The sequence below is a fragment of the Parasediminibacterium schistidii genome, from assembly GCF_046546515.1.
Classification (GTDB): domain Bacteria; phylum Bacteroidota; class Bacteroidia; order Chitinophagales; family Chitinophagaceae; genus Parasediminibacterium.
The window spans coordinates 99094-114141 of sequence record NZ_JBKHKJ010000017.1; the positions used below are offsets into that span (position 1 = coordinate 99094).

Annotated in this window: 14 protein-coding genes; 9 read left to right on the plus strand and 5 right to left on the minus strand. The window is 39.9% G+C overall.

Annotated features, from left to right (window positions below; all coding sequences use genetic code 11):
* The first annotated feature begins 144 nt into the window (after nt 1–144).
* Nucleotides 145–408, plus strand: a complete 264-nt coding sequence (locus tag ACHFIY_RS11350; protein WP_410846210.1) for a hypothetical protein — start codon at nt 145–147, stop codon at nt 406–408.
* 352 nt (nt 409–760) lie between these two features.
* On the opposite strand, the gene ACHFIY_RS11355 is transcribed toward ACHFIY_RS11350, so the two are convergent.
* The 3 genes from ACHFIY_RS11355 to ACHFIY_RS11365 form a co-directional block, all read right to left on the minus strand.
* Entirely contained in the window at nt 761–2131 is a 1371-nt protein-coding gene (locus ACHFIY_RS11355) for a peptidylprolyl isomerase (RefSeq protein WP_410846211.1), read from the minus strand.
* 128 nt (nt 2132–2259) lie between these two features.
* Nucleotides 2260–3510: a BamG family beta-barrel-assembly machinery protein gene (gene bamG / locus ACHFIY_RS11360; protein ID WP_410846212.1), complete on the minus strand. Its 1251-nt coding sequence runs from the start codon at nt 3508–3510 to the stop codon at nt 2260–2262.
* Nucleotides 3511–3523: 13 nt separating this feature from the next.
* Nucleotides 3524–4864 carry a DUF4270 family protein gene (locus ACHFIY_RS11365; protein ID WP_410846213.1) on the minus strand — a complete coding sequence of 447 codons (1341 nt, stop codon included), beginning with the start codon at nt 4862–4864 and terminating at the stop codon, nt 3524–3526.
* 317 nt (nt 4865–5181) lie between these two features.
* Between ACHFIY_RS11365 and ACHFIY_RS11370 the strand changes: the two genes are divergently transcribed.
* From ACHFIY_RS11370 to ACHFIY_RS11405, 8 genes are all read left to right on the plus strand, one after another.
* A complete protein-coding gene (locus ACHFIY_RS11370; RefSeq protein ID WP_410846214.1) occupies nt 5182–6192 on the plus strand; it encodes a Kelch repeat-containing protein in 1011 nt (336 codons plus the stop codon).
* On the plus strand, nt 6185–6511 hold the full coding sequence (locus tag ACHFIY_RS11375; protein ID WP_410846215.1) for a DUF4907 domain-containing protein: 327 nt from the start codon (nt 6185–6187) through the stop codon (nt 6509–6511). The genes ACHFIY_RS11370 and ACHFIY_RS11375 overlap by 8 nt, the downstream gene beginning before the upstream one ends.
* Before the next feature lie 116 nt (nt 6512–6627).
* Entirely contained in the window at nt 6628–7326 is a 699-nt protein-coding gene (locus ACHFIY_RS11380; RefSeq protein ID WP_410846216.1) for a LytR/AlgR family response regulator transcription factor, read from the plus strand.
* Between the two features lie 199 nt (nt 7327–7525).
* On the plus strand, nt 7526–8266 hold the full coding sequence (locus tag ACHFIY_RS11385; RefSeq protein WP_410846217.1) for a ParA family protein: 741 nt from the start codon (nt 7526–7528) through the stop codon (nt 8264–8266).
* Nucleotides 8267–8402: 136 nt separating this feature from the next.
* Nucleotides 8403–11048, plus strand: a complete 2646-nt coding sequence (locus tag ACHFIY_RS11390) for a PKD domain-containing protein (RefSeq protein ID WP_410846218.1) — start codon at nt 8403–8405, stop codon at nt 11046–11048.
* A 781-nt stretch (nt 11049–11829) separates the two neighbouring features.
* The gene (locus ACHFIY_RS11395) at nt 11830–12006 is read left to right on the plus strand and encodes a DUF4926 domain-containing protein (protein ID WP_410846226.1); all 177 of its coding nucleotides are present in this window, start codon (nt 11830–11832) and stop codon (nt 12004–12006) included.
* Nucleotides 12007–12139: 133 nt separating this feature from the next.
* Nucleotides 12140–13144, plus strand: a complete 1005-nt coding sequence (gene gap, locus ACHFIY_RS11400) for a type I glyceraldehyde-3-phosphate dehydrogenase (RefSeq protein ID WP_410846219.1) — start codon at nt 12140–12142, stop codon at nt 13142–13144.
* A gap of 144 nt (nt 13145–13288) precedes the next feature.
* Nucleotides 13289–13543, plus strand: a complete 255-nt coding sequence (locus ACHFIY_RS11405) for a SemiSWEET family sugar transporter (RefSeq protein WP_410846220.1) — start codon at nt 13289–13291, stop codon at nt 13541–13543.
* Nucleotides 13544–13584: 41 nt separating this feature from the next.
* Here ACHFIY_RS11405 and ACHFIY_RS11410 read toward each other — a convergent pair whose 3' ends face one another.
* On the minus strand, nt 13585–14595 hold the full coding sequence (locus tag ACHFIY_RS11410) for an alpha/beta hydrolase (RefSeq protein WP_410846221.1): 1011 nt from the start codon (nt 14593–14595) through the stop codon (nt 13585–13587).
* Nucleotides 14596–14674: 79 nt separating this feature from the next.
* A partial coding sequence (locus ACHFIY_RS11415) for a PIN domain-containing protein (protein WP_410846222.1) occupies nt 14675–15048 on the minus strand: 374 nt, incomplete at its 5' end.

The following is a 15048-nucleotide window of genomic DNA, read 5'->3' on the forward strand; positions in this document are numbered from 1 at the left end:
AATTACTGCAGTTATTGCAGAATGGTTGTTTTTCCAAAAGAGCTGCTTCTGTTCCAAGCATTTTATAGGGCTTGGTTTAGCTTCAATTTTGTTTTCAAAAATTAAAAATTCCAACTTCTTTCACAAACGAAAAAATTAAATGCTATGCTTGCAGGTTTAAAAATGAATGTTGCCCTTATTGCCGCAGTTGGTATCATCATTACAGCAACTATTACAGCACCTTTTACAATGATGTTTGGAAAACATTATGAAGCCAGCAAAGATTTTTCGTGCTGCAAAAACGACCAGTTGGTACTGCACCACTACTACACCGTAAATGTACTTTGGGTAACAGTAGCAGATGGCTATACAGAAGAAGAAACGGGAAAGCAAGCCCCGGGCGGCTGCGTTATCAGGTGCATTTATTAGTAGTTACTAGTACACTAGTCTAGAAATTTAAGCTCCATTTCAAATCTTCGCTGTTGCCTAGTGTAGTAATATCTATTTAACCCCCGTTTTAAACCCGGATTTTGCAGTTGAAATCTATTGCAAGCCACAAATACTTCAAACACAAGCATTTGCTTGATTTTTTTTCCTTGCCATAGTACACTATGTTTTCGACCAAAAATTCGGCTCAAATACTTGTCTTTATTGCATTTGAGCCTTTCTTAACGAAGTCAACTGCAAAATCCGGGTTTAACAACTACCGCTAAAAAAAGGCCTAAGCCTTTATAATATAGGCTTAGGCATTTTTTATTAACTCAACTAAAGAAAAACAGCCCTAATTAGCCCCGTTTGCAGCGTACTTCCACCAATTAGACAAGCTGTTGCAAGTTTTAAATTCATTGTCTATGGTAATAAAATAGGTAGGTAAATGCTCTTTAAACCATTTCTCTAGCGTGGCTTGTTTTTTTTGTTCCAATGCCCTTGCTGCTACTCTATTGTAATCGTCTTTCAGGTTTTCCCTGTGTGGTTGTGTCCTGTTTTTTAAATATACAATGCGCACCATTTTTCTGCCCCTTTCGTCTGTATAGATAGATGGCTTGGAAATTTGCCCCGGTTTCAAGTCTTTCAACACTATAACCAAATCTTTGTCTAGCTGATCAATATTCAGGAAAGAAGAGCCGTCCCTTGCGGTTACGTTGCCCCCACTAAACTTACTGTTCTCATCGTCGCTAAATTTGTCAACAGCCTCTCCAAATGTAATTTTTCCTTTCACTAGTAAGTTCCTTACAGTATCCAGCTTGTCAACAGAAATTTTTATTTCATCGTCTGTTACGGGTGGTATTTTTAATATGTGCCTTACAATGGCATCATCGCCAGAGCGGCTTACCATCTGGATAATATGGTAACCAAACTTGGTTTTAATAACGTTTGAAATTTGTCCGTCTTTCAGCCTAAAAGCAGTAGCCGTGAAAGTAGGGTCAAACTCTTTGTTGGTACGGTTAATGTTGTATTGCCCACCATTGTCTTTGCTGCCCGGGTCTTCCGAGTACAGCTTGCACAGTTGTTCAAATTTTTTGCCTCCACTTTCTATTTGGCGCTTGTATTCGTACAATTGTTTTATGCAGTACTCTTCTATTTCCTTGCTTGCCTTTGGCTGTGCCTGTACTTGGCTTAGTTCTATTTCGCTTTCATAAAAAGGCAAGCTGTCCTTTGGTATCTTATTATAGTACGCCTTGGCTTCGGTAGGTGATATTTTTATCGATTCCAATATTTTCCCCCTCATTTGGTCTGCCAGTTTCCTTTCTTTAAATACCTGCCTAAAATCTTCTTTAATCTGATAAACTGTTCTTCCCGCTACTTCCTCCAGCACGTCTTTGGAGCCATAAGCGTTTATAAAACCACGTATTTGATTGTCTAACCCAGCTTCTATTTCGTCTTCACTTACAGGAAGGGAGTCTTTTTCTGCCTGCAATACCAGAGCTTTTTGTATTAGCTGCCCTTCTAAAAAAGCGCATTCTGGGTTGGCAGGCAATTGTGCCTCTTGGCCTTGCCTTTTATAGTCGGCTATGGCATTGGTAATGTCTGAGCGAAGTATTATTTTATCGCCCACTTGGGCTACAATTTTATCGGCAAGCACTTTTTTTACCTGTGCGTTAGCACCAAGGCAAGCCAGTAAAATGATTGTGCCCAACAAATATCTTTTCATAAAAACCTTTTAATTATTTAAAATTTTGAATTTTGAATTTTAAATTATAGACCCAAAAGACCTATTGATATTTCAAATGATATAGCTTCCTTTCATTCAAAATTTAAAATTCAACATTCAAAATAACCCTAATCGAACCTTTTCACTTTTACAAACCAGAAATCCCTATAGCTAAAGGCAGCGTTTACCTGAAAGTAATTTTCTTGTATCAAGCCGCCTGTTGTGGTTCCCCGCCTGCCTATTTCTGCACCTAGCTGCACGCCTAAATTATTTTTGAACGAATTAAAACCTCCGCCAACCGTTACCCCATAATCGGTAATTTGCTGTCCACTGATGCGCAAGTAAGAATTGTCGTAAAAAAAGCCAGCTTGTATAAAATTTTTCTCAAAACTAAAAAGCCCATTATACAGTTTTTTAGCAGATTCAAACCCAATGCCAAAGTGGTTACTGTTTACCAAGTTGTAGCTAAGCCCACTATAATTTAGGTTTGCCCAGTTTTGGAAAGAATAGTCTGCGGCAACGGTGTATTTGTCTTTTAGCTTAGCAGCTATGCTGCCTGCATATATGGCAGGCAATGTAAATTTCATTACTTCTGCATTGTTGTTTGGCAAAGAGGTGTTGCCATCAGTAACTGTGAGGTGGTAATTGCTGTTGATAGTAGTTTTAAAAGTAGCCGTGCCGCCTACAAACAATTGCCAGTTTTTGTTTAGTTTAGCATTGTACTGGAAACCAGGCTTGAAAGAAGGGGTGCCAATGGGTATTTTGCGTTGCGTAACCAATAAGCTGTCGCTAAAACTGGCACCAATTGTTTCTGTTTGGTTCAATTGACCAAATAAATAAGACACTTGCGCGCCCAGGGAAAAGTGCGTTGAGAATTTATAACTGCTCGCCAAAAAAAACTGGTTTACGCCACCAGTTCCTTCGTAATAAGCAGGGGCCGTAAAACTGCTGCCTTGCACGGTTTTATTGCCATAAAAAGAATAATTGGCCGTGCTGAAGGGCAATATGCCTACAGCTGCTGCCAATTTTGGTTTTATTTTTATGGCAAGTACCAGTTTCTTGAATTGCAAATCTGACGATTGATTAGCCGTTGGGGCGATAGGCGTGCCAGAATAGCTGATGGTTTTGTAGCGGGCAGCTATTTCTACATTGAAAAACCGATCGTCCAAAGCGCTATACGAAGCCGGGTTGGCATTATAAAAAAACCTATTTGAAGACAAGGCCATGCCCGCATGGCCCATGCTAGACGTTCTGTCGAAGCTGCTTTTCTCAATATCGCCTATGCCAATAATAGAATAAGGGGAGGCGTTGTTTTGGGCCAACAAACCCTGTTGCCAACAAACAATAGATACAATACTTAAAATGAGGTTCCTATTCATATATCTTGTTTGCTTACTTAACTGTTACGTAATAAATCTCCAGTATTGTTTTGCTTACAGGGTGGTACTTGCTACCAATAATAAGCCTGGAAAACTGCGTTTGCAAAGCAGGCAAAGGCGGCACTAGCAATAACCCTGTAACACCAATGGTAGTATTGTCGAAATTTGTTTTAATAAGTGCTTTTACAAAATTAGACATATCATAAGTATAGGCAGTGTTGTCGCCCAATGTTTGGTCTATGTACAAATTACCTTCCTGCGCTACCAAAGCACCAGAACTGGAATAAGTGCTTAGCGGATTACCTATGCCATTATTTATATCTGTGGTAGATACCATTACCGAAGGGGGCAAATAAAAACGGGTATCGAACGAGTTTCTTACTGGCACTACCTTTAGTTGTGCAGTTAATATCTTGGCATAATTGGGTACTTTCAACAATTCTTTCAACGAAGGGAATGTTACTTTTGCCATTACGCCAGCAGCATATTGCGAAAAAGCCCTATTGCCCAATTGCGAGCTTGGTATTATCTTGTTATTGGGCCCAATATTTTTAAGCACTGATTTGCTCCTGTCCACCATTATATTATTAAAATGGTGCTGGTTATTGGCAAGTGTAAAATCTGTATGATACTTCCCAGCACTATCAATGCCGGGTTTGTTATAGCTCAGCCGCATCACCACTTGGTCTGTACAGTTCAATATCATTTTGCTATTGGCATTGCTACTAAGCCTTAGCCCATTAAAATACTGCAAAAAACTAAAGGTGCTTTGCATGTCAAGGTCTGCACGGTTCTGCAATTTTTTGAGCAAAGTACTGCCTAGAGCATCGGAAAGCCGGATGGTAATAGAGTCGGTATAATTGGTTGGTTGAACAATTACATTTGTAAACCCAATAGGTGTTGGATAAACAGCAAATTGCCTGTTGTTGTAAAAACTATATACATTCTCGGGAAATACTATCGGCTCCGAAAGTTGGTTTACATCTATATGAAGGGGCTGGGTAGTATCGCCATAGTAACTTTTGTTGAGTTTTAAGATTAAGTAAAGCGAATCTAGCTTGGTGCTGTCATATATGGCCTGGTAAGTGGGTGGTGCTACTTCAAAAAAACATTTTGTATCTATCCGCCCAAAAGCAGTATCGTTATAGCCACCTAGCATGGTAACACCCTTTGCCGAGGTAACAAACGAATCAACATATACTGTTGACAGGTCTGCGGTGAAAGTGTCTATTTTAATAATCTGGGTGTAGTCGTTGTCTATTAATTGCTGCCCGAAGTTTATATCTACTTTCTTGCATGAAAAAACACAAAGGGACAAAAATATTGCGAAAACAAGGATTTGCTTTGATAGCATAGAAGAAATATATTAAAAGATGCTTTCAAAAGTAATATAATACATTTGAATATCGGCAATGTTATATCTGCTGCCTGTTACAGAATTGTTACTATGGATGAACGATGCTTTTATATCGACAATTAAGCTATTTTTGTCGGCAGAGCAATATCCTAAAGGCTATTCACATTTTTTTATGGAAGTTAAGTTTTTTTTATTGCATAAAGCACAGTTTGGCAGACAAAATACCGTCATTCATCAGCAAATATATGTCGAAAATCCATTTTAACTATTTGCCTAACACCGCCACTTATAATTTCATCAAAATTTTTTACATAATGAAGCGAATAAAGTACTTCTTTTTTTTACCTGCGAGCCTTTTTTTATTAACTATTGCATGCAACAAAAGCAGCAGTACAGATACACAGCAAAGTGGCAACTGGGTAACCCGCTCTGAAAGCGATGGGGCTGCTAGGTATCAAGCTGCTTCATTTGTAATTGGCGATACTGCATATTTAGGTACAGGATATGATGGTACAAATAGGCTGAACGATTTTTGGTCATACGATTCTGCGCGTGGCTGGAAACAAATAGCTAATTTTCCTGGTGTAGCACGTAATGGGGCTGTTGGTTTTGCTGTGGGCAGCAATGGATATGTTGCTACAGGCACAGATGGCAATATAAAATACAAAGATACATGGCAATATTCCCCAGCAACAAATGCTTGGGTGCAAAAAGCCGACTTTGGCGGCACTGCCCGCTATGCAGCCAGTGCTTTTGGCATCGGTGCTAATGGTTATATAACTTGTGGGTACGACAATAGCTACCTTAAAGATTTGTGGCAATACACCCCAGCAACAGATACGTGGTCTCAAAAAATAAGCTTTGGCGGTTTTAAACGCTATGCTGCTACAGCTTTCGTTTACAACAATGAGGCTTATGTACTTACAGGCATTGGTAGCGGCGGAACCAACGTGAATGATTTTTGGAAATACACACCTGCTACTGGCGCATGGACAGAATTGAGAAGGATTACCAATGTAAGTACCGATAGCTACGACGACGATTATACCGATATTGCACGCAACTATGCCGTAAGCTTTGTTATGAACAATAAGGCATACCTTACCTTGGGTACTATAAGTGGCTATACTTTAAAGACTTGGGAATATGATTTTGCAAGCGATACTTGGGCCCGAAAAACGCCATTTGAGCGTTCTGTTCGCGAAGGGGCTGTTGCTTTCACTTTAAAAAACAGGGGTTTTGTTTCCATGGGCAAAAGCAGTTCTTATTATTTGGATGACTTAGAAGAATTCCAGCCAAATGTTACTTTAAATACCAATGATTAAAAAATATTGGGTGTATGTGCTGTTTGCCTTTTCAGTAGTTGTATTTTTAGTAATGCAGGTTACCCATAAAAAGCAAGATAACCCCGATTCAGCGGTTAAAGCATTTCAGGTTGGCAATGGATGGGGCTACGAAGTTTATTTGCACAATAAAATTTTCTTGACCCAAAACAATATCCCAGCCGTGGAAGGCGATAAAGTGTTTGTAAGCAAAGAACAGGCATTGCTGGTGGGCAACTTGGTAGTTGAAAAGCTAAGCCACCACAAAGGTTTGCCATCAGTTACTGTAAAAGAATTAGACAGCCTCGGCATAGCTAGGTAATAATATAGAATACTAAAAAGAGGTTAATGAACATTCATTAACCTCTTTTTATGTATACCATAAAAACCGGTTTTTAGCACTATCTTACATTTACGTTAATACAAGCAATACATAGTATGATCCATTTTTATATTGTACACCACCAGCTGTCCGAGGCTGTTTTTTTGCAAGCCTACCTTTCCACCACAGATTTCTCCAACAATGTGCTGGTGGTAGATGAGGCCGCCTTGCTTGGTACCCATACGGATCAGCCTGCTGCTATTATATGCTCTATACCTTCGCTGACAAACAATATTTTAAAATGGCTAAAAAAACTGCACAATCCCCCCTTGCTTATATGCTGTGGCACAGGGGCAGAAATTGAAAATATCGTGAACACGCAGCAGGTGTTTGCCTACCTGCAAACGCCCGTAAGCCTAGAAAGGGTACTATCGCTAAAGAAAAATATCCACGATTACCTTTTCCAAACAGCAAAACCAGAACTGGCAGAAAAGAAAAATTTTGTTTTTGTAAAGTCCGATTACAAACTGATAAAAATAAACCTTCAAGAAATTTTGTTCTTGTCTGGCCTAAAAGATTACACCCAAGTGTTTTTAAAAAATAAGAAAACGCCTCTTACTACGTTAAAAAACCTAAAAGAATTTGAAACCAAGCTTTCCCCAAACGATTTTGTAAGGGTACACCGCTCGTACATAGTGGCCATTAGCCAGATTGACTATATCAGCAAGAATGAAATAACCATAGAAAGCTATACCATACCTATTGGCAATGCCTTTAGGAAAGTATTGGACGAGGCCATTGGCAAAAATTCGTAATTATATAGGGTTTTGCCACTAATGCACAAAGGCTCGAAACAGGATGAATGAAATAAAGTAAAAAAACGGTAGCCTTTTAAAAAAAGCTACCGTTTGGCGGAGTGTCCTAAGGGTTCTGTATTGTAAATATACAATAGAAAAGAGAAGTTAATTTTTATATCGGTAAAAAAAATAGCCCTTTATGCCGTATATTTAACCTATGGTAGCACTGGCATTTTACAACCTGAAAGGTGGTGTAGGCAAAACCACTTCCGCAATAAACCTTGCATACTTGGCAGCACAAGAAGGTTACAAAACCTTACTTTGGGACCTAGACCCACAGGGTTCAGCTTCTTTTTACCTAGGCGTAAGCACCGCTGTGAAAAATGAAACAAAAAAAGTACTCAACAGCGATATAGACTTGCTTACTACCATACAGCCATCGGCTTATAAAAACCTGTCTGTAATACCTGCAGACCTATCTGCCAGGCAGGCCGATGTACTGCTAAGCGAAGGCAAACAATCAAAAAAAAGGCTGGGAACTTTACTGGCTTCGCTGAAAAAAGGGTTCGATTTGGTAATCATCGATTCACCACCGGGCATATCCCTGCTGCACGACAATGTTTTTAATGCGGCAGACTGGGTGCTGATGCCCAATGTGCCAACCACACTTTCTATCCGCTCCTACGAAACCGTGATAAGCTATTTTGAAGCACAGGAGTTTAAAAAAGAAAAAATTAAATGCTTTTTCAGCATGGTAGACAGCCGCAAAAACCTGCACCAAGCCACTATTAACCATTACCAGCACAACAATAGTTTCCTTAAAAACTACATACCCTACCTAAGCGACGTGGAAAAAATGGGCATCAACGAAGCCCCGCTAGAAACCTTTGCCAAAGGCAGCCCCGCTGCCCAGTGCTACCGGGAGCTATGGGCAGAAATAAAAAAAGTGTGTTTGTAACAACTTTGTTTAACCCACCTCTTATCCCTATTTTAATCCGCTCAAAACCCCTTTTCACCGATATAAGTTTAAATATCATACAGCGTTGGCAGTTGTACTATTATCATGATAAGTATAACTATTAACAAGGTGCTGAATGAAAAAGGTTTGTTTTCTTATTGTTTTATCGTTGTTGCTTACAAGTCAATTATACGCATCGCACCTAAAAGGGGGTTATATCTTGTACGAATACCAGAGTGGGGATGCCAGTTCATCTACTTATAAAATAACGGTTACCATGTTTTTTGATTGCAATGCACGTGGTCCAAGGGATACGGTAAGGGTAAATATCTTTAATGCTAATAGCCAATATGCTAAAATTTCCAGCAATGTACTCCACTATGTTTCAGCAAATACCGTTTCAAAAGGCAGCTTTAGTTCTTGCATGACTAAACCTTACCCAACCATTTGCTATCAAATATATACATATACAGAAACGGTTAGTTTGCCAAATACAGCAGAAGGTTACCTAATAAGTGTTACAGATCAGTATAGATCGGATATTATTAAAAATGTAAGTGGCACTACAAGCAAACAGGGTATGGCAATTACTGCCCAAATACCAGGCACAAATAATCAATATTATCAAAATACAAGCCCAAGCTTTCCATTTAACGATACAGCAGTAATTTGTTACAGCGGCAAGTTTTCATACCAGTTTAATGCTATTGACACAATAAACCATGATTCTTTATCATATTCATTTGCTCCCGGGTTAAATTATACTGGCAACACACCTCCGTATCTCCCTTTATCTTATAATTCAGGGTATTCAGGAACTTCTCCATTAGGCAGTGGCGTAACAATTGACCCTGCCACAGGCTTAATTTCTGGTACGGCACCCTCAACCACAGGTGCTTACGTAATAGCTGTTTATGTAAAAGAATGGCGGCAGGGCGTGCTAATTGACTCAATAAAAAAAGAGCTACAAATTGTTGTAAACGATTGTAGTTTACTAGGCGCATCCCTAGATACAGTATATAGAAATTGTGATAGCCTTACCCTCACTTTTAAGAATGAATCCAGTGGTGGTCAATCTAATATTTCTTATTATACTTGGAATTTTGGGGATGCAACCACCAGTACAAATTCAGTAGGCACACATACCTATACACAAGCTGGCACTTACACATTATCGCTTATCGTTGCAAATAATGACAAGAATTGCTACGATAGTGCAAAAGCTACCGTAAAAATATATCCCGGTTTTAAAGCCAAGTTTACTGAAACGGGCAGTTGCTACACTTCGCCTTTTGTATTTACCGATCAGTCTGTTTCAAACTTGCTGGACCAAATAAGTAGCTGGCAATGGAATTTTGGCGATACCAGTACCGCTGGTACACCTACCAATACTTCCCAAAGCCAAAACACTATGCACACATACGGGGCTCCGCAAACAGCCAACGTTATTTTGCAGGTAGGCAGTGCCATGGGCTGCACCGGCAGCGATGCCGTGCTGGTGGTGGCCAACGACAAGCCCTATATTTACTTGCCTTTTACTGACACTTTGATTTGCAGTATAGATACATTGCCACTAAAAGCAGTGCTGCACAGCACCGACTTTGTATGGAGCCCCACTACTTATATGCTGGATGCCCCTACCATGCTGGAGCCTAGGGTAACCCCCAAAGACACAGCCACTTATACCATTACTGTGCACGAAAACGGCTGTATCGGTTCGGCCAATATTAAAGTAAATGTATTGCAGTTTATCACTGTCAATTTCTTACCCGACTCCATGCATGTCTGCAAAACGGACAGCATCGCCCTTAGCCCCATCAGCTATGCCCTAAATTATTTATGGACAGAAAGTGGCGGCGGCAAAACCCTAAGCACTTACACTGCAAAATATCCCAAGGCAGGGCCAACGGCAGATATTACCAAATACCATGTCCAGGCCAACCTTGGGCATTGCCCGGCAGATAGTTCTATCACGGTATATGCATCCCCTTATCCAAAAGCAAGTATTGTATCCCCCAATCCTGAGAATACTATTTGTTATGGGGATAGCACTGTATTAGTAGCTGCAAAAACGGCGGCATATCAGGTATGGTCGCTAGGTAGCACACCAATAGCAAATGACAATCTTTTAGCAGTCAAGGTAAGGCCCCTTAGTTCTACTACCTATACCTTATCGGCAAGAGATACTTTGTATTGCCCTAAAACAGTTACAGAGTCCGTCCCTGTATATGTTGTGCCTCCTGTTACCATCTATGCTGGCAACGACACCACCGTAGTGGTTGGCGAGCCACTGCATATATACACCATTGTTACAGACACGGCCTTGCACTACCCACTTACCTATAGCTGGTCGCCAGCTACGTTCCTCAATTATACCGATACCTCTAGCCCTATACTCACGGCCAAGTATGCCCCCACGCCTAACCCATTGCCTTATACAGTAAAAGCCAGCACGGCACAGGGCTGCACCGGCTCAGCGAGCATCAAGGTAAGCGTATTTACCACCAAGCCCGACATATTTGTGCCAACAGCGTTTACCCCTTCGGGCAATATAAACAATGTACTCATGCCTGTGCCAGTGGGCATTGCCAAGTTTGAGTATTTTAAAATATACAACCGCTATGGCCAACCCCTTTTCTCAACCAGCCAGATAGGCAAGGGCTGGGACGGCACCTTCAATGGCACAGATCAAAGCTCAGGTACTTTTGTGTATATGGCAAGGGGCATAGATTACTTGGGCAACACTGTTTTCAGGAGTGGCACAGTGGTGTTGATTAGGTAAGATTTTTTCACCACATAGGCACATAGCCACATAGTTTTAAGCGAATAGAAAAGAAAGAAAACATAGGGGTGCATAAAACTTTTTCGCTTTGTCCTGATACACCCTAATCTATAAAAAACATATCTTTGTGCTAGAAATGCACTTGATACAAACTACTTACAAAACTAGTGTCTTGGCATCCCAATCGTAGTTCTTTTTTTACTAATATTAAAATAGTTGTAGTGCCAAAATAGGGTTTTGTTTTATGGGCATAAAATCACTCACAAACCACTCACTTTTTCTCACAAATCACTCACAAATCACTCATAAATCACTCAAAAAGTACGCACAAAACACTCACAAAACACTCATAAAAATTTGTGGATATTGTTGATAATCAATGATTTAAAACGGCGGGGACGAATTTTGGAAAACGAATAAAAAAGAAAAAAAACCGAAAAAATGCAAAACTGAAACTATTTTAATAAAAATACCATTAAAATAGATATTATAAAAATGTGCGAGGGTTTTCGTTTTGCCTTGTTCCTGTTACCTTTTCCTTTGGGTAACTTGTCCCAGTCTTTCGGGAGGGGCTAGGTTGACTTTTTAATAAAAAAGCGAAAAATTTTATGCACCCAAACATAGTTTTTTCCCAATAATCTATAACTTTATTGCTTAGGAAAGCCAAATACAAAAAACCTATGTTTTCTCTCTCTCTTTATTGGCTATATGTCCTATGGGTGAATACTTAAAAATAACAAATGAAAACGGAAGCATTAAAATTATTTGATACTGTAGCCATATTAAAGGCTTACCCAGAAAAAAAGTAGTGTATGGGCAAGTAGGTACATTGGTTGAGGAATTGCAACCAAATATATTTGAGGTAGAATTTACCAATAAGCACGGCGAAACGATCTCGTCTTTTGCTGTAAAATCTGATGAATTGCTGCTGCTTCATTTTGAAATGGAATTATACTAATTTTGCATCATACTTTACCGCAAATAGAGCATAAATCCAATCTTTTCAATAAACGAAACCACATTAACCTACAATCCTTTACCTTTGCGGCGTTAAAAACAGAATTTCACAAAGTCAATTTAAAATTAAAGTCATGGTTAAAGTTGCTATTAATGGTTTTGGGCGCATAGGCCGGTTGGTGTATCGCCAAATTTTCAATATGGAAGGTATAGATGTTGTTGCCATCAACGACCTTACAAGCCCAAAAGTTTTGGCGCATTTATTAAAATACGATAGTGCGCAGGGCGGGTTTGGCCAAACAGTTACGCACACAGACAACTCTATCATTGTAAACGGTCATGAGGTTAAGATATATGCGCAAAGGGATCCTGCCCAAATTCCTTGGGGCGAGCATGGTGTAGATGTAGTGATTGAAAGCACTGGTTTCTTTACCGATAAAGAAAAAGCTGAATTGCACATCAAAGCTGGTGCTAAAAGAGTAGTTATCTCTGCTCCTGCCACAGGCGAAATGAAAACAATTGTTTTCAACGTAAACCATGAAATATTGGATGGCAGCGAAACCGTTATCAGTTGCGCATCTTGCACTACTAACTGTTTGGCCCCTATGGCCAAAGCATTAAACGATGCATTTACCATCGAAGCTGGCAGCATGACCACCATCCACGCTTATACAAACGATCAGAACACATTGGATGCCCCTCATGCCAAAGGCGATTTGCGCCGTGCAAGGGCTGCTGCTGCCAACATTGTGCCTAACAGCACAGGTGCCGCAAAAGCCATTGGCTTGGTATTGCCAGTGTTGAAAGGCAAGCTGGACGGTAGTGCACAGCGTGTTCCTGTTATCACAGGTTCTGTTACCGAATTAACGGCTATTGTTGCTAAAAAGACAACCGTAGATGAAGTAAACGCTACCATGAAAGCAGCAAGCAATGAAAGTTTCGGTTATACTGAAGATGAAATTGTAAGCAGCGATGTTATAGGCAGCAGCTTCGGTTCTTTGTTCGATGCTACACAAACAAAAGTTATCAGTGTTGGCGACAAGCAACTGGTAAAAGTAGTAAGCTGGTACGACAACGAAATGAGCTATGTAAGCCAATTGGTACGCAGCGTTAAATATTTCGCAAGCCTTATATCTTAGTTATGAATTATAAATTATGAGTTATAGTTAGTTTTTACTCATAACTTATAACTCATAATTCATAACTAAAAAAGTGCCATCATCCATTGCTTGTTTAAAGTTTTGGGTGATGGCATTTTGTCTTTTACATTTTAAATTTATAAAATGGATATTACCACTATAATTGGCCTTTCAGCCGCGTTTTGCACCACAGCTTCTTTCCTGCCACAAGCTTTGCAAACGATTAAGACAAAAGACACCAAGGGCATTTCCTTGTCCATGTATTCCCTGTTTACTTTTGGTACTTTGCTGTGGTTCACCTATGGGCTGATGAGCATGAACTACCCAGTGTTTATTGCCAATGGCATTACTTTAATATTGGCATTGATTATTTTGACTTATAAGGTAAAGTATAAGTAACCTATAATAATGGCAATGCTGTAGTTCTTTGCTCCTTCCTATTACTTCTTTGCTTCTACCCTCATCCCCATTACTTTTACAAGAAAACCAGTGGTTTCACTTATTACCCCATACACATCATTCGATTTAAGCGAGCATCCCATAACATGGTTGCCAACATAAGGCATATCCACTAATCGTTTTAAGGTATCTGGCGTGGCAAGTGTACTCATCATTTTTTTAATAGCAGAGATACTCACCAAGTCGTCCTGATGGTCTTCGTCTTTGTAATAATACAATGCAAGTGTTGGCTGGTGTATAGCCATGAAAGTTCTGTCAGTCATGGTAGTATTCAAAATCTCCTCCAAAGTTACCAGTGCCTCCAATCGGTAAGAGGCGTACCAGTATTGTTTATAAATAGCTCTTTGGTCCTCAGGTGTATAGTAATTGCTGCCCCTTACTTTCCTAGCAATTTGCAGCCCCCATGGTTTGTTTAGTACCCAAGCCTTGCTGTCTTTCAAGGCTATGTTGGGCGAATATAAAATCAATCCCGCCACATCATTTGGAAAAGCTGCCGCTAATTGCAAAGCCTGTGTGCCGCCAGTAGATGTACCCATCAAAATTACTTTTTTGCCCAGTTTCTTACCTATTGCCAAAGCCTCCTTGGCACTTGCCCAATAGTTTTCAGGGGTTATATTCATTAACTGTTCCGATGTATCGATGCCATGTTCCGCCATCCTGTCCAAGTACAAGTTACAGCCAAACATTTTGGCAATGGTTTTATGCGTTGGGTCGCCTTCCTTCCAGCTTGCACCAAACCCATGCAAGTAAACGATGGCATATTCTGTGGGCTGCTTAATACTATCGTTGTACCAAACAACCCTTGCTTGGTTATCAGGCTTTAGCTTGTGCAACGCTTCTTGTGCTGCTACGTATTTATCAATGTCCCTTGCATTTACATGGATAATGGGCAAGTTAAGGCTATAGTGTGGTGTAGCAGGCTGCGGGCCCACTGCATAAACAATCACTAGGCAAACCAAAGATCCGAGTGTTATTTTTAGCCATTTTTTCATTGCAAAACTTTACATAAAGTTAGGCGGTGTTTTTGGTTTGCAAAGCATTTTTTAAGTCTAACTTGTACGCAATTAAAGATTAAGGCTGGTAAAGTTGAATCCCTTTTATGAACTTAAAATCTTTAGTGTTATAAGTAAAAAGAGGAAGTGAGCTAAGCAAGGAGGTTGCAGCTATAAAGCTATCTTGTATTTGCAAGCCATGGCTCAAATTGTATTCTTGTAATAAATCAACAGCTAATTTGGCTATTGAGGTTTCAGTATAAATGATATGAAAGGCTGTAAGGTTTTGTTTTAGTTTTTTGAGCATCGCTTTATTCGTAGCACCAACCAGCAACTCCATTGCGGCAATGCCAGAAATAAAAACCTGCTGTTTTGTTACCAAATCCAAAATGGCAATTTTTGTGGCAATATGCCTTATGTTGCCTGGACTTATCAAATCAATGATTACGTCAG

Coding starts and splice junctions, on each gene's coding strand:
- ACHFIY_RS11350 (WP_410846210.1), top strand. CDS start 145: ATGCTTGCAGGTTTAAAAATGAATGTTGCCCTTATTGCCGCAGTTGGT.
- ACHFIY_RS11355 (WP_410846211.1), bottom strand. CDS start 2,131: ATGAAAAGATATTTGTTGGGCACAATCATTTTACTGGCTTGCCTTGGT.
- bamG (WP_410846212.1), bottom strand. CDS start 3,510: ATGAATAGGAACCTCATTTTAAGTATTGTATCTATTGTTTGTTGGCAA.
- ACHFIY_RS11365 (WP_410846213.1), bottom strand. CDS start 4,864: ATGCTATCAAAGCAAATCCTTGTTTTCGCAATATTTTTGTCCCTTTGT.
- ACHFIY_RS11370 (WP_410846214.1), top strand. CDS start 5,182: ATGAAGCGAATAAAGTACTTCTTTTTTTTACCTGCGAGCCTTTTTTTA.
- ACHFIY_RS11375 (WP_410846215.1), top strand. CDS start 6,185: ATGATTAAAAAATATTGGGTGTATGTGCTGTTTGCCTTTTCAGTAGTT.
- ACHFIY_RS11380 (WP_410846216.1), top strand. CDS start 6,628: ATGATCCATTTTTATATTGTACACCACCAGCTGTCCGAGGCTGTTTTT.
- ACHFIY_RS11385 (WP_410846217.1), top strand. CDS start 7,526: ATGGTAGCACTGGCATTTTACAACCTGAAAGGTGGTGTAGGCAAAACC.
- ACHFIY_RS11390 (WP_410846218.1), top strand. CDS start 8,403: ATGAAAAAGGTTTGTTTTCTTATTGTTTTATCGTTGTTGCTTACAAGT.
- gap (WP_410846219.1), top strand. CDS start 12,140: ATGGTTAAAGTTGCTATTAATGGTTTTGGGCGCATAGGCCGGTTGGTG.
- ACHFIY_RS11405 (WP_410846220.1), top strand. CDS start 13,289: ATGGATATTACCACTATAATTGGCCTTTCAGCCGCGTTTTGCACCACA.
- ACHFIY_RS11410 (WP_410846221.1), bottom strand. CDS start 14,595: ATGAAAAAATGGCTAAAAATAACACTCGGATCTTTGGTTTGCCTAGTG.